Here is a 22,563-nt window from a genome sequence, read left to right as displayed (position 1 = left end):
AGTATTAAAATTTTTTATCCAAATCATTACTTGGCATAAAGCAATCCGATTGAAAAAGATTGCTTTGTGCCTCGCAATGGCGAATAATAGTCATTTAGTTAATCGGTTTGATATAATAGCTGTACTGGTAATCTTTAAACGGGATCTGGTATTGGATTAATGGCATAGATCCCCAACTATCGATCCCTTGAACACCTAATTGCTGCATATCCATGTGTACATAAATCTGGTTACGTTTTACCAGTTCGCCAGAGTGATATTGTTTTTTCTCTGCCTCTGGATCTAGATCTTCTACCGAATATGGCAATGCATTAAAGCTCAACAACTGATCAGCAAATTCGAAACGTAAGCCCTTACCTGCTTTATTGGTAAAAGTTACCCAACGCACATCAGTTTTATTACCACTTTCCTGTGGACGTGCATAAGGGAAATACTGGTCAGAAACCGTTGATTTATAAATTCCAATTAATGATGCTGTTTTTCTATCCATGTAATTTTCACCCGGTCCACGGCCATACCATTGAATATTACTGTAATCATTTTTCAGCTGCAGATCGTTGCCAATGCGCATTAAACTTTTGTAGTTGCCCGTTACGGCTTTAAATTGATTATTTACTTTAACTGTTCCGTCGGCAGATACATTAAATTCTTGTGTAGTTTCTGCATCACCTTTAAGTAGTGACGATTTAATGGTTAGGCTAAAGCCATCAGCAGTTGAATTTACAGTTGATCTAATGTTACCTGCATTGTTATCCTGGTACACATTACGCCACATACGTAATTTGGTATTTAAGCCTGCACCGATATCGTTGTCGGTTGGTGCACGGTAAAAGCCTGGTTGTAAACCTGAAGCCAATAATTCTTGTCCTTTAGAAACATAGCTTGTTAACATTCCTTTGGTTAAATCGAAAGTGATGGTAAAATCGCTTCCTTTAATCACAGCTTTTTCTGTTGTTTGCTCAACCTTTAAAGATTTTTTGTTGCTGGTATAAACATTGGCCTTTGGCGCTCCAGCCAATGCGATCTGCTCGTAAGCAATTTCGTAACCTTTTTCTAAAAATGGTTCTGGTGTTTTTAAGCGGTAATGCACATTTAAGAAGTATTCTTTACCCGTGGCATAATTCGTTTTAAATGGCAAGCTCAACAGCTGTGTTTGACGTGCACCTACATTAAGCGCATTTACCACACCGCTTTGAATCACTTTTCCATCTTCTACCAATTCCCAGTTTAACTGCACATTGCTGATATCTTTAAAGAAATAGCTATTGTTTACATTGATCTGGTTGGTACCGTTAAAGGTGGTTTTGATGTATTGATGTACTTTTTTCAATTCTACTGCCATTGGCGTCATACCCCGGTAGGCGGTAACCACACCTTTTACACAGAAATCGTTATCGCTAAAGTTTTCATCAACCGAGCCACTTAGCGGAAAATCGCCGCCATAAGCCATAATGCGTTTGCCATTTTTAACCGTATCGATCGCCTGATCTATCCATTCCCAAACAAAACCGCCCTGTAGTTTAGGGTTGTTTTCTATGGCATCCCAGTATTCTTTAAAATTACCCAAACTGTTACCCATAATGTGGGCATACTCGCTCATAATAAACGGGCGTGTTTCTTTATCCTGTTTTGAATAACGTGGCAGATAATTTGGTGAAGGATATTGTGGAACAATCATATCGGTATTGAAATCGCTCTCAGCCCTTTCGTACTGTACCGGACGGAAATCTTTTTCTTTAAGCCATTGGTAAGCTTCATAAAAGTTAACACCATTACCCGCTTCGTTACCTAACGACCAGGTAATGACCGATGCATGATTTTTATCGCGCTCGTACATTCTGGTAATGCGCTCAAGATGAGGAATACGCCATTGTTTGTCGTTTGCAAAAGTAGTTTCCAAACTGTAATAACGGCCATGCGATTCGATATTGGCTTCGTCTATTACGTACAAACCGTATTCATCGCAAAGTTCCATCCAATAAGGATCTGGCGGATAATGAGAATGACGAACTGCATTTACATTCAGTTTTTTCATCATTTCCATATCTTTTTCCATATCGGCATGGGTTAAAGTATGGCCCTGTGTGGCATTGTGTTCGTGTCTGTTTACGCCTTTTAAAAATACACGTTTACCATTAACCAATAAATCGCTTCCTTTAATTTCTACCGAACGGAAACCCACGCGTTGTGGAATTACCTCGATTATTTTATTGTTTTTATCTTTTAAAGTAATATAAAGCGTATATAAGTGAGGAATTTCTGCCGACCAGTTTTTTACATTATTAATCTGTGTTTTAAAAGAAAGATCCGTTTTATAATTGCCCAGCACTTTTTGGATTGCGGTAGCATCTTTCCAAACGTTATTTCCTTTAGCATCAACTAAATCAAGCGCTACATAAAAACTATCAGGGCGGCTATGGTTGGTGCGCTGATCTATTTTATAATTTTCTACTGCTAAATCTACATTTAGCAATCCGTTTATATAAGTGGCATCCAAATTACCTACAACCTTGAAATCGCGGATATCCAGTTTTGGGGTAGAATAAAGATAAACTTCGCGTTCGATACCTGAAATGCGCCACATATCCTGGCATTCTAAATAGGTACCATCGCTCCATCTGTAAACCTGAAGTGCAATGGTATTTTCGCCGGGTTTAACATATTTGGTAATATCGAATTCTGCAGCCAGTTTACTATCTTCACTATAACCTACTTTTTTTCCGTTTACCCAGATGTAAAATGCAGATTTTACAGCACCTAAACTGATAAATACCTCTCTACCGCTCCAGTTAGCCGGAATATTGATTTTCTTCCGGTACGAACCTACCGGATTATTATCTGCCGGAATATCGAATGGCGGGTTCATTTTTGCGCCTGTTAGCTGTCGGCCGGCAAATTCGTATGGTTGATTTACATAAATTGGAAGCCCATAACCATTCACTTCCCAGTTGGCAGGTACTTTAAAATTATCCCAGCCTTTATCATCAAAATCTACTTTGTAAAAATCGGTAGGTTTTTTACGTGGATCTTTTACCCAGTTAAACTTCCAGGTACCATTTAATGATAAAAAATATGCTGATTTTTCTTTAGCTCTTTTAGTTGCTAAATCTTGATTTTCAAAAGCAAAAGCTGATGCCCGCATAGGCAAACGGTTTACCGAAACCACTTCGGGGGTTTGCAGTTCGGAGGGCAGATCTTGTGCGCTGATTTGCCCGGCAATAAATAATGATGTAAATAAAATGGTTAATTTTCGCTTCATTCTGTGTGTATGATTTTGGTTTGTTGCTCCAAATTACTGATGATTAACTGATAATGATGAAAATGTTTTAGCGCAAACGTTTGAGTTTTAAATATGTTACCGAGAAGTTAAATTTATGAGGATAAAGATGTCTTACATTGTATTGTAAATAGCTTAAAAAGAAAAAACCCTTTGCCACCACAAGGCGGCAAGGGTCTCACTAAGAAAACTAACTACTATTTTAAAAATTCTAATTCAAAGTTTTTGAGGTAAGGTTTACCGTCGAAACCGAAATCAGGCAGGATATTAATTTTCATCCAATATAATGCTAGAGCAGATACATCACTTACCGTTGATGGTATTGATAAAGATGATGTAACTGGCTCAGGTGTGGTTCCTGGAGGATATGAATTACCCAGGTTCGCCCAATTGTATACACCGGAAAGCGACATGTTATAACCAACAGGTGCTTTATTGAAAAACGTACCTTCAGTACCTTCATCCATAGGCCAAAAGCCTACCAAATTGTTATAATTAGGGTGTTTGGTAATGTCTTTAAGGCCAACATTTGCCTTTATAACGGCGTCGCTCAGGGCCACATTAAAAAATGCGAGATTAGCCCCGTAAAACGGTGTCGGCGTGTCGGAGTCACCCGTTCTATGCCCAATCCTTAATGCTTCGGTTGTTGCTAAACTTTTTCTACCTAAGATATCACTCGTTGCTTCTAAATTACCGTCTACATATAATTTAAGCGTTCTGGCTGTGGCTGCACCTTGCGCATTCACTGTAGTATTGATACTCATGGTTAAAGTATGCCAATCGGTTCCGGGTGCTGTTGTTGTATTTACCTGTAATTTTCCACTACCACCATTTGCTGATCCTCCAACCGTAACTGAAAATTGATCGCCATAATGCCCCCATTGCCAGCCAGTAATGGTGCTACCACTTAAATTTGTACTCTTACCAAAAAATGTTGGATAATATACATTTGTACTATTGAATTTGGTTTCCATTTGAACGGTAATGCTTTTGGTATCACCCACATCATAGAGGCCATTGTCGTTTGGTGTAACAGCTCTTGAGGTATTGGTGCTAAAAAGTACGGGATTGAAACCTGATTTTTTTAACTCAAATGGTTTAAAAGCAGGGTTATAAACCAAGGTAAAACCATTTGTTGGGTTTGCACTGCTACCGCCATGATTACTGGTTAATATTACCAGCCAATCTTCGTTTGCGTAATTTTTTCTTGCTTTTAAAGCGGTTAAAATATTACCAATATATTCATCGGCTTTTACTATGGCATTTTTATAGTTGGCATTGGCAGCTACATAACCTCCATTAGCGCCAGCAGCTTCAACTTCTCTAAAGTTTACAAATATGGTCCCCAAACCAGTTTGGCTATTTAGAATGCTTACTGTACTGTCCTTAACAGCTATATCAGTTGTTACGACAGGTGCAAAATCTGCATTTTTCATATAATTCCGCAAATTAGCCCATGGGGTAACGAAAGCCGTTTTTACCGATTTATACTGCGTAATATAATCAAATACGTTACGATAAGATACAATGGTGCCGTGTTCATCAACACTCGAACCTGCTGTACGTTCGAAATTATCAGTGCTGATCTGGTGTTTCACAAAGCTGGTACCGGTTAACATCGATACCCATCCTGCTGCATCAGAGGCTGTTTTTAAAGTATTATAAGAATATTTAGCATTCTTTTGCAGGGTTGTAATATTGGTTGGCGCAACAGTCTGTAATTCTGAACCTGTTAGTCCATCGATGCTGATGACCAAAATTTTACGCTGCCCGGCAGAGAGTGGCTTTAGGTCTTCGTAAATTGCTGGTGGATTAGCATATTTTTTACAGCCAGAATATGTTAATAGGCCTATTGTGCAAACACAAAGCAGTATATTGTATATTTTATGGTTTGTTTTCATAATAGTGAGAGTTAAGGTTTAATAAGGTTACACTCTGATAAGTTGGCATAAACGGCATTTGCACCGCTTTTAATTACCACTTTTACAAACTTGGCACTCACATTACCTCCAGGAAAGTTAAAATTATAAACTGAAGTATTTTGCGGTAAAGTGGTGGTACCTACACTCACATAATTCACATTATCGGTACTGGTAAATATTTCTACATCTTTTACATAACCACCGCTATTATTTTGCCTTTGGGCAAAAGTTACACCTTTAACTGCTATAGGAACAGGTGATCCGGTACCTAGAACAATATTGATAGGATAGCCTAATGTGTTTGTAGAGGTTGCCGTTCCATAGTTTGAATGCCAGTAAGATGCGGCAGAAACAACGCCATCAACCAGGGCAGCAGTTGTTCCGTCACCAGATTGAACTGAACTTACGGATACCACAGTGGTGTTGTAGGTAATTGTACCCGTACCCCCTGTTTTGTTTAGTGGATTGTAAGTCCATAAAGCCGTTTTTAGTAGCGGATATTTGGCATTTACTTTTGCGACCACTGCATCACTGATCAAAATTCCCCATGCACCGAAAAAAGGTGATAAATCGGTTTTGGTATAATCAGATAGTTTTTCGTACACAAAGTTATGTTTGGTAATGTCGTTTGTATTTAAACGCTGCGCATGACGGGCCTCAGTATATAAATAAGTCATCGCGCCATAGCCATACTTTTCAAAAATCTGTACAAAAGGCGTCATTTTCATAAATGGTGCTTCATCCACTGTATTCATTGCAGCATCTGTATCAAAGTTTTTGGTTCCTGTACCGCTAGCGTAAGTAATGGCTTTTGGGAAACCACTTGAAACAGCTGGGTGTAAGATATTGTAGTTGGCGCCAATCCTATTGGCTACTTTAAAACTGAACAGGTTGTTGGTGGTTTCGCCCAAGGTACTCCAGCTCCACACATTTGCCTGTTGACAGTTGTGTCCAAACTCGTGATAGGTACCCCATTGACCCGAACTGGTAGAGATTGAATTTAAGCTGGTAAAACTGGCAAACCAATAAGAATCGTTTAAGCCTACAAAAGGAAAACCAGAGTGGCCATAGCCTAAACTAAGTTGAATATCGAGTACCCCACGCCACTGACTTTGAGGACTACGATCTCTAATATCAGCAGCATTATCTGATAAACCCATCCAGGCATTGTAATCTAAAGCGAAAACATCGTTCCATTTAGTAAAAACAGCAGTTGGATTGGTAAAGGGCTCGCTAGAATTAAAAGTCGCCAATACCTTATCTCTAGGAATGGTAAAAATAACACTTTTAGCTCTTAGTTCTAACCAAGGTACTTGCGAGGCTTTTACTTTAGCTACCCAATCGGCGTCGCTGGTTTGGCCCAAAATAAAATCGGGCGATACCACAGCACCTGTGATGGTAAAAGTAACAGGATTAGTATAAGCAAAGGTAGCTAAGATGTAAATATGACCACCATAGAGGTTACGGATATAGTTTACCCCGGAAACCAATTTTTTCCTGTTATATATCACAGGATCACGCAGTAGTGGAGATTTGCCTGCCAGGTTATCGGTATGTGCCCCGATCTGAACGGTTAATCCATCAACACCTGCTGGTACCACAATTTTGATTAGCTCGCCCGGAGCTGCATAATAACCTGTGCTGTATTGTGGTGACGGTGCCTCAGAAATTCTTAAATTTTGCGCAGTTTGATCAGTAAAATTCAAATCCAATGTAAACTGAGCATCTTTTACCCTCGGCTCTGATTGATCTACCAAACCGGGAAATACCCTTGCCTTGGCATACATCGATTTATCGATCAGTTTCATGTTGGTATCTATGGTTCCTTCAGCTACGTTCTGCGAATTGTCAGGATATCCATCCGGAACTTCATAGCCATACTTTTTACAAGCAGTAAATGCTACTAAAAGAGACAGGCCAAATATTTTAGTTAATTGATTAAATTTCATTTTATCAATATTTAAAGTTAATTAGTCGGTAATGATACAGTTGGAATATACAATCTGCCTGCTAAGCCCCATTGAGGAGAAACAGCAATATTTAACCAATTGTAAATAAGTAGTGGAATATCGACCCCGTTAGGTACAGAAAGATAGGCTGCAGGAGAAATATCGGGCGAGATGTTTGGCGAAATTTCTTCGAAACCAGCAAATGTTACGTTACTGCTATAAGTAAAATTATTTCCTTTGCCCGATTGATCCAGCATCGCGGTACCGCTTGTTTCGTTTCCTGGCCAAAAGCCTAACAAATTGTTATAAAATGGAGTACTCGGCTTAATCTGTGTTCTCATAATGGCAGCCACATCTGTTGCAGACATCGCTACGTTAAACAAGGCTACATCTCTGATTAAAAGATTGGTTTGGGTATTGCCATCAGTTCCAACATCACCGCCTAACCTAAGCGGGGTGTTGTTATCTATATTTCTTCCGTTTATAGATCCCGAATACCTGGTTAGCCCATCAACATATAGAGTAAGTGTTCTTACACCGTTTAACAGGCCAATGGTAAAGGCTACAGTGTGCCAGCGTCCGTCACGGATATCAATCCCAAAGCCCGGACGTGGAGTACCGCCCCAATCTAACTGTGCAGAGTTGGCACCGAACAGAAAGCCCCATCCTGTTGACGAAACCGAATTAAAGGCATTTCTTTTTGCCAGGAACATCGGATAATAATTTGCCTGACCATAATCATCCCTAAATTTGAACATAAAGGTAAAATCGCCTGTGGTACCAAAATTACCAATCGACGTATTATTTTGAATAGCGGTAACATTAGAATTGGTTGTTGCGATAAAACGTGGACCCGTGCCTACGAATGGATAGCTATTAGGATCTGGCTGTGAAATCAATACCGACGAAAAGCGGGGATTATAAAAAGCGATATATGCATTTCGTGAAACATCGTTAAAAATATTAGAGCCAGGGGCACCTCCAGATGGACCACCACCTTTATTTGAGGCAATTACCACCAACCAGTTTTCTCCGGAATATCCCTTTCTTGCTTTTAGCGCAGTTAGTATTTCGCCTATATAACCATCTATGCTTTTTATAGCGGCCGCATAAGCAGGTGTAGCAGCGGTATAACCATTAGCTGCTCCAGCCGTTTCAGCGCTGTGAAACTGTGCCACTACCATTGATGGGTTGTTAGTGGTTAACTCCGTTACCACTCCAGTTTTTACAGCAGCATCGTCTGCCAAATTTTGTTTTATTGTTGCATCGCCTGCCAGTTTATCATTAAAAACTGTTGTTGAGGCGATTGAAACTGTTCTGGCATTATTGAGCGAACTTTTAATCCTCGTGAAAACCGTAGGGGTAGTTTGTAGGTTTAAACCCGAAAAATCTTCGCTGGTTACATTGTGCTTGGTATAATCGTAGCCGGTTAGCATGGTTGTCCAGGCCGAGGCATTGGTAATTACGTTATATTTATTATCAGCCAAACCTTCGTAAGTGTAGGTGGCTTTGGCATTAATCTGAGCCAGGTTGGTGGGTGCCAGTGCTTTTATTGCTGCACCAGTTACGCCATCCAAAACGATATAAAGTACCTTTTTACCGGCCCCTAAACCTAGTGTATCGTTTCTGAAATTTTGTGGCAATGTATTTTCAAAATCCTTATTACACCCAGTGGCCATAAGGAATAGCCCAAATACCAGGCAAAAGCCCAAATATTTAAAGGTTGCTGTTAATGTAAATCCTTTTTTCATCTCTTTTATATTTGAAACTATATGATCAATTGGCAAAATTCAGGCGTATGATATTGTGTGGTAAGGTGCCGTTAAAACGAAGAATATCGCCCACTAAAATCACCTGCGAACCCGTAGCAATTGTAGTTTCTACCATATCATAAATTGCTCCCTGAAAACCACCGGTATTGTTATACCCTACTGCTAGCTGTCCGTTGGCTTCTAACACCATAAAACCCTGACGGAGATAATCGCCATACTTGTTAAAAGAACCACTTACAATAATTTTCCCATTGTTAAGCTGCCCCACAAAATTGGTAATGCCTCCTGTAATCGGCTGGCCAGTGAAGGTTGTTACATTAGAGCCATCAGCATTTAACAGGTTAATACCTGATGCCGCTTTACCATTAAAACTGGTGAAAGTACCTCCTACCACAATTTTATTCGTGTTAGCGTTATACCTGATTGAAATAATGTCGCTATTGGCACCAGAACCAGCATTAAAACTGTTATCTACGCTACCATCAAGGTTTAACCTTACAATTCTATTGGCCTGTGTTCCATTAAACGTACTAAATGTACCCACCAGGATCAGCTTTCCATCGTTCTGCATCATGGCATCTAAAATGACACCGTTAGCACCGATTGCACTTTGACGGGTGGATTTGTTATAGTGGAAAGTAGAATCCATCGTACCATCCATATTTACCCTTACTACCTGGCGCATACGTGTATAATCGTACACTTTTTCATCATAGCTGGAATTTGGCAAATACATGCGTTTGTAGTTATTAAAGTTACCTACAAGGTAAACCTGCTCATTAAATACAAAGGTTTTTCTAACCAAGCCATCAACACCTGCATTAAAGGCTGCAACGGTATCGCCATTTTTATAGGTTTCCTGAGGTTTAGGATTAATTACATCCCTGAGGATCAAACTATCTAATGTACCATTAGTATTTAAACGGGCCACATTATTTAAGGTTTGGCGGTTGATGCGTGTAGAGTTAAAACTGGTAAAACTACCACCAATGATGTATTTACCAGCCTGTGACCCAGTTGGGATGCGGGTAATAGAATAGATTGATTTATCGGCACCACCCGCGCCTTTTCCAAAATTAACGCCGCTCGTAGAGTAAGCTCCATTGCCTAAAATCTGAGCAATGCCTCCAATGGGCAGTTTTTCGGTTCCATTTAGTTCAAAGTCGTTAAAGGCACCACCCAGAAAATAGTTGCCTCCAGGTAAAGCCTCAATATCGTATATGGTACTAAGGCTAAAGCCATTGTTGCTGTTGTTTGTTGCACCATTAATCACTTTCCAGCTGGCATCAACACTTACTTTACCGCCAACTTTAACAACTGGGCCGAAAAAACTTTGTCCCTGTGAAGTAATCCACATGCTGCCCGTACTGGCAGTTAAAGGAACTTTGAACGTTAAAGTGGTATCGTTTGTAGATCCAGTAACCACTTCGGCTTCTATTTCATTTACATATACTTTAAAATCGTTGATGTATTTACTAAGGCCTTTTACCCTTACTGTTAAAACATCTCCGGCATTTACCACATCTGGTTCGATTGTTTTGGAAACGAAAGTGAGATCCAATGGTTTCTTACCCCCAGCATAAGGATCTTCGCCGAGGCCCTTTTCCTTTTGGCAAGAAACTAAAGCTATTGTTAAGCATATTGCCCCGAACAAAAACAGCTTAAATTTATATTTTATGTTAGTTAACATTTTATTCAATTTATGGATGAGATAATAGGCCTATTTTGTTGGTGGATTAATACCCGCGGATATGGCCTGCTCGATAAAAATATTGGTGTTAAAACCAAAATTATGTATGATTTTAGTCAGCACATGTAATACACCGTTGGTAGGCTGAATATCAGACGTAGCAACCGGAATATTGACCAATGATACCTGAGGGTTGGACAGATCGGGAATGTAAGCAAGGTATAACTGGCGGTAACCCGCATAAGCTACCCTCGAAAGTTCTTCTCCTTTGTCGCTTAATATTACCGCATCGTTAAAAATCACCCCGATGTTCATAATCCTGCCGCTATAAGATGTATAACCCTGGCCCGGAAAAGCGAGGTAAGATAGAGTATCACGCTGAGGATAATCCTTTAAACGATTGCTGCCTTTGAATATATATTGTGATAATATATTTTTCCAAACTTCAGGTTTGATCTGCGATAATTGAGAAACAGTATCTTTACCTGTCGACCTCAATCTGATATTTAAAGCCTTAACCGATTTAAAAATCGAGCCGCTTGGCGGCGCAAAAAATGTAATGTTCTCTTTGCTAACCACGTCGGCCAAACCGGCCAATTTGATCACTGTTAGGGTCGAATCGAAAAATGGTTTCTTTTCTTCCATGTACTGCATAATGTTTCCATTATATTTTGCTTCGTGTAAACCCGTTTCCATATAGTATTTTTTACAGCCGGTTAAAACTGACAATACACAGATTACTGAAAATAGCAGTGTTTTATAATTCATCTTCATATCTATTAGTTCCAATAATTATTACCGATTAAATTTGGGTTTGCGCTACGCTCGGCAGCGGTAATAGTAAGCGGCCATGTCCAGGCACCAGCATTTAGGCTGGCTACTGACATCGGAGCATTGGTAAAATCAGAATTCAATACCCTCTTTGTTCTCACCAGATCGAAAAAGAACTGTCCTTCGCCAATTAGCTCCCTGCATCTCTCTTTATAAATTTCGTCTTTTAAATCCTGTCCGCTCTGCGTAATCAGTGGCGCATTGGCTGCTACAGTTACCCTATTTGCAAAATCTCTTGCTCCACCTTCGTCGCCAAGCTCTGCAAGTGCTTCAGCAGTTAATAAATAGCAATCAGGTAACCTGAAAATAATGGCACTATCATCACTTGTGATGGATATGGCACTGCCTGATCCGGTTGAATAAATATTTGCAAATTTTTTAAACTGGAAAGCTCCACCCTGAGCATCATAGTTTTCAAACCAGGTGGTTATCCTTGCATCTGCAGATCCCGGAGGATAAAGTTTACGGATATAATCTGTTGAATAAGCTATAGAACTTTGCGTTTTGGTTACATTGCCCTGATAGGGGTAATGTGATAAATAATAGGATAAACCTGCTGGTAAAGAAAATCCTTCGCCATAGTTAAAGTCCTGTAAAATGCCGAACAGGTTCTCAGAACTCCTTCCTTTAAAAATTTTCAGGGTATTGGCAGGGGTAATTGGCAATATCTTATAATTACTATAAGTATCCAGTTCGGTAGCCAGTGTTTTTACCGCATCATAATATTTGGTTTTAACCCCGGTATCCCATGCTGCAGCCCACATGTTTAAATGCATTAACAGCGCCACTGCCGATGCTCTTGTAGGCCTGAAACCGTTAGATGTCGCATCGTTGTAGAAATTAGGCAGATCATTTTTTGCCGTAGTCATATCTTCGATACACCTGTTCAACACCGTTACCTGCGGCGTTCTGCCCAGTGGAGTACTGTGGTAAGCATCTGTATAATAAATGGCATCACCAAATAATTTACAGATAAACATGTAACTCAGGTTGCGCAAAAACACAGCTTCAGCTTTATAGCGTTTCTTATCAGCATCTGGCAAACTTGACGAAGGCACTTTATCAACTTCGAAGTATAAGATGTTGGCCGCAGCAACTACATCATACCATTCTTTCCAGCTCATGATGTTTTTCATCATGCCATTAAACCTTCCAGAACTGGCAACAATAAATTTCATATTGTTACCCGAAAGGGCAATAAAAGTATTTGCACCATCGTTACTTAAGCTCCCTATAGCAACCTTATTCCCTCTCATTTCTAATGCTGGGAAGAACGCGCGGTCATCCTCATTAAAAAAGGTTGGTGTTCCTGCCACTTTTGATTTTAACCTCGAGTAAATCCCGTTTGTAAATCCCTCTACATCTTCACGTGTTTTCCAAAAGTTATTCCCACTCTGCGCTTCAATTGGTGTTACGTTTAGAAATTTTTTGCAGCCAAAGGCAGTAAAAACCAGTGCAGCAATCAGAATTATGTATTTTGTATTTTTCATCTGTCTAATTTTTAAAACTCAATGTTTAAACCTAATGTAAACTGCTTGGGTGAGGGATAACCTCCTGAGTCATCTCTACCTAAACTGGTCACATTTTCAGGATTTGGACCAGAGTAGCGTGTAATAAAGCCAAGGTTTGCTGCAGTAGCGTTGATACTTACCCTGTTCATTCCGAACCTGCTGGTAAATTTCTTATCAAAGATGTAATACACTTTAATCGAGTTTAACTTAAAGTAAGAGCCATCTTCCTGAAAAGCCGTTTGATTTAACCTAAAAGGATCGATAATACCAGCGCGCACAAAATCAAGTGGGTTAGCATAAGCAGCATTCTGACCTGGTGCACTCCAATAGTTCAGCTGATCCAGTGGTACCAAACTCCCTAACTGTTTAAAATTGGTATAGTTCTGTAATTGTTTACCCAAAGGGTTATTGATGATATCGCGGACCAGGGTAAAGGAAGTATTTACCTCTACACTCCAGTTTTTCCATTGCAGGTAGGAATAAAAACCTCCTGTTATCTGCGGCTGCGAATTACCCGCAATTACCCTGTCGTTACCATCAAGTACATAATTTCCATCCAGATCGGTAAAAATGGGATCGCCTGCTCTAAAATAATTCAAACGACCGGTGCCCCCTACGCGGTAAGGCAAACCTGTATTTGGATCAACCGGTACCTGGGCATTGGTAGAGTAAACACCTTTTGTATTATATAGGTAATTAGATAATGAGTTGGTACCTAAGCGGTAATAAGTGTCTTGTTGTAAGGCTTTATCATAATAAATAAAATCTCTCAAATTATCAGGCAATTGTGCCAAAATTTCCCTGTTGATGGCCAAGTTTGCTGATACTGTCCACTTAAACGGACTTGTAGGACTTAGTGGGCGGGCAGTTGTTTGGAATTCCCATCCATAGTTTACGTTACTGATTTCGTTAGAGGCAACTGTTTCAAATGAATTGGCACTTGAAATATCCTTGTATCTGAAAATATTATCATTTTGTTTATAATAGGTATCAAAAACGAACGAGAAACGGTTTTGGAACAAACTAAAATCGATACCAGCGTTGTAAGTGGTTGCTCTTGTAGGTTGCAAATCTAAATTTGGCAACCTTTTTAGATCCAATATGATAGAATTGGCATTATTATAACGGTTTCCTCCTACATATTTACCATAGGCATCAAAAACTCCACCCACTGGTTGTATGTTAGAACCATAACTTAAACGGATATCTGCATAATCGACCCATTTAATGTTCTGTAAAAACTTTTCTTTGTTAAAGTTCCATTTTAAGGCAAAAGATGGATTGGCAACATAGCGGGCATTTTCACCATTGGCCGAGTTGGCATCTAAACGGTAATTAATATCCAATACATATTTTTGTTTGTAGTTATAAGAAAATGCACCTGCAAAAGCCACACTCCTGGCATCATTATAATCGATAGTTCCGCCCAAAGAGGTCAGGTAATCGGTCATATTGGTTAAAGGGCCCCTTAACTGATCGTTAACTCCTTTTTCGTTCAAAATAGCATCGGCTTTAAAAAAGCTCGAGTTGATCTCCGTAAAAGCAAATAAGTTAAACGTATGCGAATCCTCACCTGAAGCATCTTTTAAACCATATACATAAGAGAACTGGTTACGGTTGTACAACTTGGTGGCACGATCGTCATAAGTATAATATTTAGATTGATTTCCGTTTAACGCTGCCGGCGAAAAATTATCTTTAGTACCGGTGCTATTGGTATAATTTAAGAAAGTAGCAATCCTAAAGTTCTTAAAAAGCTCGTATTCTGCATTAATGGTTGCAAATGTTTGTAATGATTTATTATCGTTATCCGTTTGCAATTGTGCCAATACGCCACTTTGAGATGAGAACAGCGATGGTGAAGGCAATAAGCTTGAGGCTTGACCTGTAGTTGACAAACCACTGTTTAACAACCCATTGCCACTTCCCGTTTGTTGTTTTTGGATGGAATTTTGCAACTGCCCCACCAATTTAAATTTAGGACTGGGGTTATACTGCATGTTCATATTGAGGTTATACCTTGAGTAGCCTGTATTCTCCTGAATCCCGGTTTCATCATAAGCTCCTAAGCCCACTTTATAGTTAAAAGCCACATCACCGCCCGAAATGCTTACATTATGGGTTTGGTTAAAGGTGTTTCTGTAAAAATAGGATTGCCAGTCTGTCGAGTTATTGAAATATGCATTTAAGCTATCCGCTAAAATGGGATTAAAATTGACCATATCTATGGCATGGTTATAACTGGTATCATTCTGCAGAATCTGATTGATCCGCAATAAACGCTCACCTTTACCTCCAATAACGTTACGCAGTTGAGGAACCATTGAAAAGAAAGATGCACCCGTATAACGAACTACCGGTACTTTAGAATTACCACGTTTGGTAGTTACCAAAATAACCCCATAAGCCCCCCTCGATCCATATAATGAGGTAGCAGCGGCATCTTTTAATGTGGTAATGTCTTCAATATCCTCTGGTGGGATCTGCGAGATAGGCGATACACCCGGCCCTGCTTGTTGAAAACCGTACGAATAATTGGTATTGTCATCAACAGGTACCCCATCAATTACAAACAATGGTGAAGTTGGGGTCAGGAAACTCGAACTTCCTGAACCTGATACGTTGATATTAGAAATACCACGTAAGGTAATAGAACCCCTGAAACCCGGTGCACCAGTGTTATTCTGAATGTTAAGACCGGCAACTTTACCTTGTAAAAGCGACATGACATCACTCGCAGGCTGTCCTTGGATATCCTTACCCGAAATGCTTACAGTAGAACCTGTAGATAAAGTTCTGGTTTTGGTTTGATAACCTGCAGTAACCGTAACTTCTTTAAGGGTAGCGTTATCGCCCTGTAAAGTAAGGTTGATGGTGGTTCTTCCGTTTACCTTGATGGTTTGTGTTACGTAACTTAAATATTTAAAGGTAATTTCTGCATTTGATGCTACGGTAACCCTATAACGGCCATCGCCATCGGTTTGACCCAAAACCCTGCCAGCACTTAAAATGCTTACACCTGGCATGGTTTCTTTCTTTTTTGATTCGCCATCGTAAACTGTACCTGTAACCGCAATTTGCTGTTGTGCCAGGGCGAGATTGTGCAAACCAAAAATCAATAAAATTACTATGCTGTAAAAATACTTCATTGGAAATATGTTTTGTTTGGATTTAGTTTGTTTCATCAGTCGTTATCAAATTTTGGTTTGTCGTTCTTGAACTGAAAGATAATTTCCCAATCTCCCTCCTCGTAGATCTTAAAATTTAAGGCGAGATAACAGTGGAGTAAAACTGCACCAAATGCCTGCCTGTCGAACCTAAATACCACCCTTGCCGCACCACCATCTGTAGTGGTATATTTTGTAGGATATGCAGTTAAAGGAATCGGATAAGCTATATCAAACTTCACTTTGGTTGCATCTTTTACCATATTGAAACCATGTACCAAATTGCCCCAATCAGTTAAAGCGAACTTATTTGGATCGATAACCTGAGCGAGCGTATCTATAAATTTGAAACTGATGCTATGTCCGGAATAGCCAGGCAATCCTTTTGGCAGTTTATTAAAAACCACGGCCACATCACTTGATGATAAAAACTGATTGGTTCTTGTACCGGTAATAAATAAACCGGCAGGACTAATAGAGGTTGATGTTCCCTGCCCTGTTATCGGATCTAATGGTGATGGCTCATAAGGGCGTTCGCGCAGTGGACTAAGGCGGAAATTCTGAAAATATTTCCTTCCACCGGTATTTGACATTTCTACATCAAAAACATAACCTGAATCTGGTTGTGCTTTAATCATGTTCGAATTGGCTTCTGCCCACATTAAAAACTCACCAGAATGCGGACGTACTTCAAACAAAGGGTGGTTTTCGATTACGCGTTTGGCCTCGATCTCGGCCAGCGATTTTTCCGTGCCATCATAAGCTGTTTTCCATACCTTAACGGGATAAAGTTTGGTTAGTTCAGGAGCAGGCTCCCCACCAAACGTGCGCATGTTCACAATTTTAAAATCCAGAGGTCTGCTTGAGTTACCATAGGTAAAATTGTTGGTAAATAAGGTATTTCTACCCAATGTAGGCTGATATAGATATTGTGTGTACTGGCTATCATTAGCGATAGACAATCTATTATCAGGTAAATTTTTCTTACACGATACCAATACGAGCATCATGCCTGTTAGCATTATCGCTACACTAAGAAAGTATTTTTTAGTTTTTATCTTCATAAGGCTATTGGTCTAATCTGTATGTAAATTCATCAAACCCAAAATTGTGCAGCGGGGTTAAAATATTTATGGTTGCATTATTGGTTTTGATGTTAATGGCGTTGGTATTGGTGGTTACCCAGTTAAGCCTAATGGTTGAGCCATACATATCGCTATATTCGAGTGTAGTGGCACCTCCACCTACAAAACCGGATGCATTTGCCTGTAGCGCTTTTACATGCATAGGATAATTGGAGGCTACTGTTGTAACCGAAATACCATCAACTGTACTGGCATAAGTAGCAGATGTTAAGTTTCCCCTTACAATATATTTTGAAAGCATAAAAGCCAATTCCAACGGATCTGCAGTACTTAAATAAATGGGTGTTTTTCCTTCCGCTTTTCTGGTTTGGTTCAAATATTTAACCGAGGCCGCAAAATTTTCGTTTACCGGTGCAAAAAGAGTTACTTTCTGGTTGGTTAAAGAGTCCTTCAAAAAAGGGAAACGGTTCAATACCAAAAGCAGCGAATCAAAAGTGTTGGGTTTCGATTTCAAATAATCCAATGCAGTACCATTATAGGTTTGTACCGTATTGGTATAATCGTAATAAGGAGAATCGCTTTTTTTGCAGGCACTTAAATAAATACCCATTACGGCTATTAGCAACAATAGGCTATGCTTATATAATTTCTTTTTCATGATCTAATGATTGATTATTGCCAGTATGGATTTTGGGTAACCGATGGATTTGCATTGATTACATCTTGAGACACTGGCCAGTAAATACCTCCTGCACGTTCAAACTGTGTGAATGTAAGTGACACACCGTTTTTCTTGATGAAGGTGCCGGTCGCATTTTTAAGCCTGTTGTAACGTACAATATCGTACCATCTCCAGCCTTCACCCATTAACTCTCTCCTGCGTTCTTCAAAAATGGCATCAACCAAATCTTTACCCGATGCAGGATTATAAGTAACCGTTCCTCTTAAATTTGCTGCTTTGTTTAATGCCGAAATGGCTTCATCTCGTTGTCCTAATACCGCACACGCCTCAGCCCTAAGCAAGGTAATTTCCTCGATGCGGCTAAATAGCATGGTAGAACTGAATAAGGTTAAGTTACCAGAGGTTTGAGCTGTGTAAATCACTTTTATCTTGTTAAAAATGGGCTGCTCAGAAGGGAAGTTGTAAAAATAATTGGTGCGGTATAAACCTGTTAAAGGGTTAATACTGAACCTTAAATCTCCGGGATCGGTAAATATTTTAAGGATACTATCCTTTGGCACAAACATTTCGGGCTGTGTTTTAGGGATAAACGGCGATGCCAGGGTTAACTGCTCAATATGGCCGTTAGCGGTTGATAAACCATTACCTGCCTCAAATGGAAAGCCTACCAGTACTGTAGCACGTTTAAACGCAAACGGACTATAGTAGTTTACGTTCTCCGTTAGGGCGTCCATATCCAAATAAACAATCCCGTTAGATCCACTTCCGTTCGATTTGGTATAATTGTCCAATACAAATTTTGAATAGGTGGCTGCATCCAGGTAATTGCCCTGCCAGGCCGCAATGTGGGCCAAAATAATATAGGCCGATAACCGGGTAAAAATATTGCCGTTCCAGCTTGCCCAGCCTGCACCATAATAAAGCCCAGGTAAAATAGGGTCATCGCCGCCATATTTAAAAGGTACTACCTGTGCTGCAGCCAATAGCTCGGTTGTTGCAAACTGTAAAACTTTCTCTTTAGCTGTTCTTGGCAACTGTACAAAATCACCATCGTGCGATGAGGTTAACAAAGGCACATCGCCCCAGATCCTTACCATATAGAAATAGGCAAATGCCCTTAATATTCTGGCCTGTGCAACATCTACATTATTGTTTATCTGCGTATAACGCGAATCTAATGGTATAATCTGTTTAGAGCGCTCAATAAATAAACTCGCAGCATTAACTACGGCATAAAACCTGCGCCAGTTTGTAATCCTGTTAATTACAGGGTACTGCGCATTTAACTGCCCCGTAACAATAGATTTAAGATCTGCTCTGTTGGTGATCTGAAAATCGCCCTGGCGTAAATCGCCCATTAACCAATGGGTATTGTCTGATACCGTAGCCGAACGCATCAGGCCATATACCGAAAGTAAGTTTGCACGGGCGTCTTCCAGCGTTTTCCAGTTACTTTCTTCGGTAGCTAATCTTGTTGATTGTACATCATCAATTTTCTTACAGGAGAAATTACCCATACCAACCATGGTTAGTATTAACACTAGGGTAGCCGACCTGTAGATACTAATTTTATAATTAGAATATTTCATATCAATAATGGTATATTTTATAAATCGAGTTTGAAGCCTAAAACAAATGTTCGTGGGATAGTGATATTTGCACCGTCGTATATTCCATTGTAATTGATCAGTTCTGGATCAACACCCGAAAAATCGGTCAGTGTAAATACGTTTAAGGCTGTAGCATATAAATAAGCTCTCCTGATTTTTCCCCCGGCTTTTTTGAATAAACCTGTTTTACTGAAATCGTAACCCAGGGTAACTGATCTTAATTTTACATAAGAAGCACTTTCCAAAAACAGGTCCTGATCGGTACGGTAAGCATCTACAGGGCTCCATGGATTGTATATCGGATAATTTTTCTCGTTATCGAACGATTGCCATGAAGAAACTTCTTTAACCGAGTTTATATCGTTTCCGGCCTCGCGGTTTACAAAACCGTAACGGGTTGCCTCGTATTGGTTAATGGCTTTTTGTCCTGCAGCAAAAATGAAATTGAAGTTTAAATCAAAGTTTTTGTAAGCAATGGTATTATTCCAGCCGCCCACAAATTTTGGCAATCTATCGCCGGTTAATACTTTGTCTTTACTGTCGATGCGGTTATCGTTATTGTAATCAACCCATTTCGGATCACCGGCTTTTAAAGGAATACCGTTAAAAGTTCTTCCGGCAGGTACTTCAGCATCGCTGTTATAAATACCTTGGTTAGTATATAACCAATAACTGCCTACCGATTTCCCTACCTGTAACTTATTGTCGTTCTGGTAAATTAATTCGTTTAAGCTCTCTGGCAATGCCGAGAGTTTATTTTTGTTATAGCTTAAATTTAGGCCAGTATTCCAGGTTAAGCCATTGCTTTGTTGTAACACCGCACCATTAACCAAAAATTCTACCCCTTTGTTGTTGATATTCATACCCGATTTATATTGGGTAGAATAACCTGTTTCAACGGCTACAGGCAATCCGATTACGCTGTTTTTATCTTCACGATTGTATACCGTTAAAGCAGCATTAACTCGACTGTTTAAAAATGATGCATCTAAAGTTACGCTGGTACGATCGGCAAAAGGAAGGCTAATGTTGTAACCGATAAAACCACTATTATATGGACGGTTAATGCCCAATAGACCACCATAACCCGGTATAGTTGGCTCTTCTTCCCATCCATTTTCTGAACGGTACTGTGGCCCTGCAGCAAAACGGTCATCCTGGAAAACCCTTAAAGTTCTGCCCCAGCCTGCGCTTAAATGTAATGCATCAATTATGCTACTGCCTTTTAGAAACTGTTCTTTTAAATTCCAGTTGGCATTAAATGCAGGGGTAGTTACCCAACGGCTATCTGGCTGACCATTAGAGGTACCATCTCTTCTCAATAAAGCACTTAAGGTAAACAGGCTTTTATAAGCGTATTTTGCCGATCCATAAAACGACATTAAGTTATTACGCTCCTTATCTATATACCTGAATACATAAAAATTGCCATTAGACAGTACGTTGAGATAATCTGGGTTATCAGCTCCATCTTTGGTTGGGTTACCATCTACAAAAGTCAGTTTCACATAATCATTCGGGCCATTGTAGGCTCTTGCATAATTATATTTGTAGGTATCGCCCTGTAAACTCTGTCCAAGTTCCAAATCAATAACATGGTTTTTATTGATATCATATTTATAGCTAATACTGTTGTTGAGTGAAACCCTTTGGCTATATCCAAAATAGTTAGAGATGTAACTGATACCCGCCAGCAAGGTTGATGGTATAAAATAATCCCTAATCCCTTCGTTGTAATTAAACAAACCTGTAGTAGAAATTGTAAATTTATTCACCTTTGCACTTAAACTTAAATTTCCGTTTAATACAGTAGAGCGGTTGTTATCAACACTTCTATCATTTTGAGTTAAGTATGTAGCATAAGATTCTGCATTTGGAGAAAGCGGACTGCTCAAATCGGGTATATAACGTGTTTCCGCAAAACGATCTCGCAAACTTTTGTTCCTGTTACGGTCTAAACGGGCCGTATTAACCGTACTTGATACAGTAAGCCATTTAAAAGGCGCCATATTTATCCCGAAAAACAAATTGTACCGGTTTAATCCTGTATCGTCGGCATTACCGGCATTCTTAGTCCCTGATCCAAAAAACCTGAAATTTGCCCTTTCCGTTCCACCTGTAATCCCTAAATCGGCAGAAAAAGTCGGTGTATTCTGATAATATAAATCTGTCCAGTTTGAAGGGCCAAAATAAGCCACATTTGTAGAATCTCTTAAATAAGAAGCAGGACTGCCTGTTGGATTATATTTTTGATAAAACCGGCTTCTAAAATTATTTTCATAAACACCATTAACAGTATTCACTTGTGGAGCTGTTACATAACCGAAATAAGAGTTTAAACTAATATCCCTAAGCCCGGCCTTAGCATTTTTAGTGGTAATGTATATGGCTCCATTCGCTGCATTCGGACCAAGTTTAGCTAACTCGAAAGGATCTTTAATTACAGTAATAGACTGAATATTATTAATATCCACCTGAGATAACAAATTAGTTGCAGGGCCAATCCTATTGTAGTCATATTTCTGTACATCAAATGCAAAAGGATTATCAGCTACCAGTGGCACACCATTTAAATAAACAGCAGGTTGTAAAGCATAAATATCTTTCTTATTAAAGAGTAAACCAGACGTACCTTGTATGATAATGCTTTGCTCAGTTCCAGGTTCGCCATTTGGTTCTTGTACATAAACCCCAGCCAGATTACCTTTAATAATTTGCTGTAACGATAAATTGGGAACAGGTGTTGAGGAACGGATGTTAATCGTATCGCGCACTGTTTTAAATTTCTGTAGTGCTCTTACCATTTGGCCAATTGTATCGGTTTTAATGGAATAAGCGGACGAATCTTTTTTAACTTTTGTAGTATCTTGTTGAAAAACAAAATAACTACCATTAGCCGTTTTAAGCCATGCCCCGTGGGCATATAAAGATTGTGATCCAAAAACAGATAAAAACAAGGCAATACAAACGCTTGTATAAATTTTAACCATTTTATTAGTTTAATTAAAAGTTTAAGTGTTTAAAGAAGAAACTTGATTGTTAAAATGTAATTAAGAAATTGTCTCTA

12 protein-coding genes are annotated in these 22,563 nt (G+C 39.4%); all 12 read right to left on the bottom strand.

Going from position 1 to position 22,563, the window contains the following annotated elements; translation table 11 throughout:
- Positions 1–94: 94 nt before the first annotated feature.
- Complete coding sequence (locus ACN9MR_RS04445; RefSeq protein WP_426328420.1) at positions 95–3,259, bottom strand: glycoside hydrolase family 2 TIM barrel-domain containing protein; 3,165 nt, start codon at positions 3,257–3,259, stop codon at positions 95–97.
- Positions 3,260–3,474: 215 nt separating this feature from the next.
- Positions 3,475–5,178 carry a LamG-like jellyroll fold domain-containing protein gene (locus ACN9MR_RS04440; RefSeq protein WP_426328419.1) on the bottom strand — a complete coding sequence of 568 codons (1,704 nt, stop codon included), beginning with the start codon at positions 5,176–5,178 and terminating at the stop codon, positions 3,475–3,477.
- Positions 5,179–5,189: 11 nt separating this feature from the next.
- On the bottom strand, positions 5,190–7,148 hold the full coding sequence (locus tag ACN9MR_RS04435; protein ID WP_426328418.1) for a M60 family metallopeptidase: 1,959 nt from the start codon (positions 7,146–7,148) through the stop codon (positions 5,190–5,192).
- Between the two features lie 17 nt (positions 7,149–7,165).
- Positions 7,166–8,899 carry a LamG-like jellyroll fold domain-containing protein gene (locus ACN9MR_RS04430; RefSeq protein ID WP_426328417.1) on the bottom strand — a complete coding sequence of 578 codons (1,734 nt, stop codon included), beginning with the start codon at positions 8,897–8,899 and terminating at the stop codon, positions 7,166–7,168.
- Between the two features lie 25 nt (positions 8,900–8,924).
- Positions 8,925–10,610, bottom strand: a complete 1,686-nt coding sequence (locus ACN9MR_RS04425; RefSeq protein WP_426328416.1) for a DUF5008 domain-containing protein — start codon at positions 10,608–10,610, stop codon at positions 8,925–8,927.
- Between the two features lie 30 nt (positions 10,611–10,640).
- On the bottom strand, positions 10,641–11,378 hold the full coding sequence (locus ACN9MR_RS04420; protein WP_426328415.1) for a fasciclin domain-containing protein: 738 nt from the start codon (positions 11,376–11,378) through the stop codon (positions 10,641–10,643).
- Positions 11,379–11,389: 11 nt separating this feature from the next.
- A complete protein-coding gene (locus ACN9MR_RS04415) occupies positions 11,390–12,931 on the bottom strand; it encodes a RagB/SusD family nutrient uptake outer membrane protein (protein WP_426328414.1) in 1,542 nt (513 codons plus the stop codon).
- Positions 12,932–12,942: 11 nt separating this feature from the next.
- Entirely contained in the window at positions 12,943–16,101 is a 3,159-nt protein-coding gene (locus ACN9MR_RS04410; RefSeq protein ID WP_426328413.1) for a SusC/RagA family TonB-linked outer membrane protein, read from the bottom strand.
- A gap of 35 nt (positions 16,102–16,136) precedes the next feature.
- Positions 16,137–17,183 carry a DUF5007 domain-containing protein gene (locus ACN9MR_RS04405; protein WP_426328412.1) on the bottom strand — a complete coding sequence of 349 codons (1,047 nt, stop codon included), beginning with the start codon at positions 17,181–17,183 and terminating at the stop codon, positions 16,137–16,139.
- A gap of 4 nt (positions 17,184–17,187) precedes the next feature.
- The gene (locus tag ACN9MR_RS04400) at positions 17,188–17,862 is read right to left on the bottom strand and encodes a hypothetical protein (protein ID WP_426328411.1); all 675 of its coding nucleotides are present in this window, start codon (positions 17,860–17,862) and stop codon (positions 17,188–17,190) included.
- Between the two features lie 14 nt (positions 17,863–17,876).
- Positions 17,877–19,475, bottom strand: coding sequence for a RagB/SusD family nutrient uptake outer membrane protein (locus ACN9MR_RS04395; protein WP_426328410.1), 1,599 nt, complete (start codon positions 19,473–19,475; stop codon positions 17,877–17,879).
- A 17-nt stretch (positions 19,476–19,492) separates the two neighbouring features.
- Positions 19,493–22,486: a SusC/RagA family TonB-linked outer membrane protein gene (locus ACN9MR_RS04390; RefSeq protein WP_426328409.1), complete on the bottom strand. Its 2,994-nt coding sequence runs from the start codon at positions 22,484–22,486 to the stop codon at positions 19,493–19,495.
- Between the last annotated feature and the right edge of the window lie 77 nt (positions 22,487–22,563).

Source organism: Pedobacter sp. R-06 (genome assembly GCF_049913135.1).
GTDB lineage: Bacteria > Bacteroidota > Bacteroidia > Sphingobacteriales > Sphingobacteriaceae > Pedobacter.
Note: the sequence above shows the minus strand (reverse complement) of the source record. Positions and strands in the feature narration are given on the sequence as shown.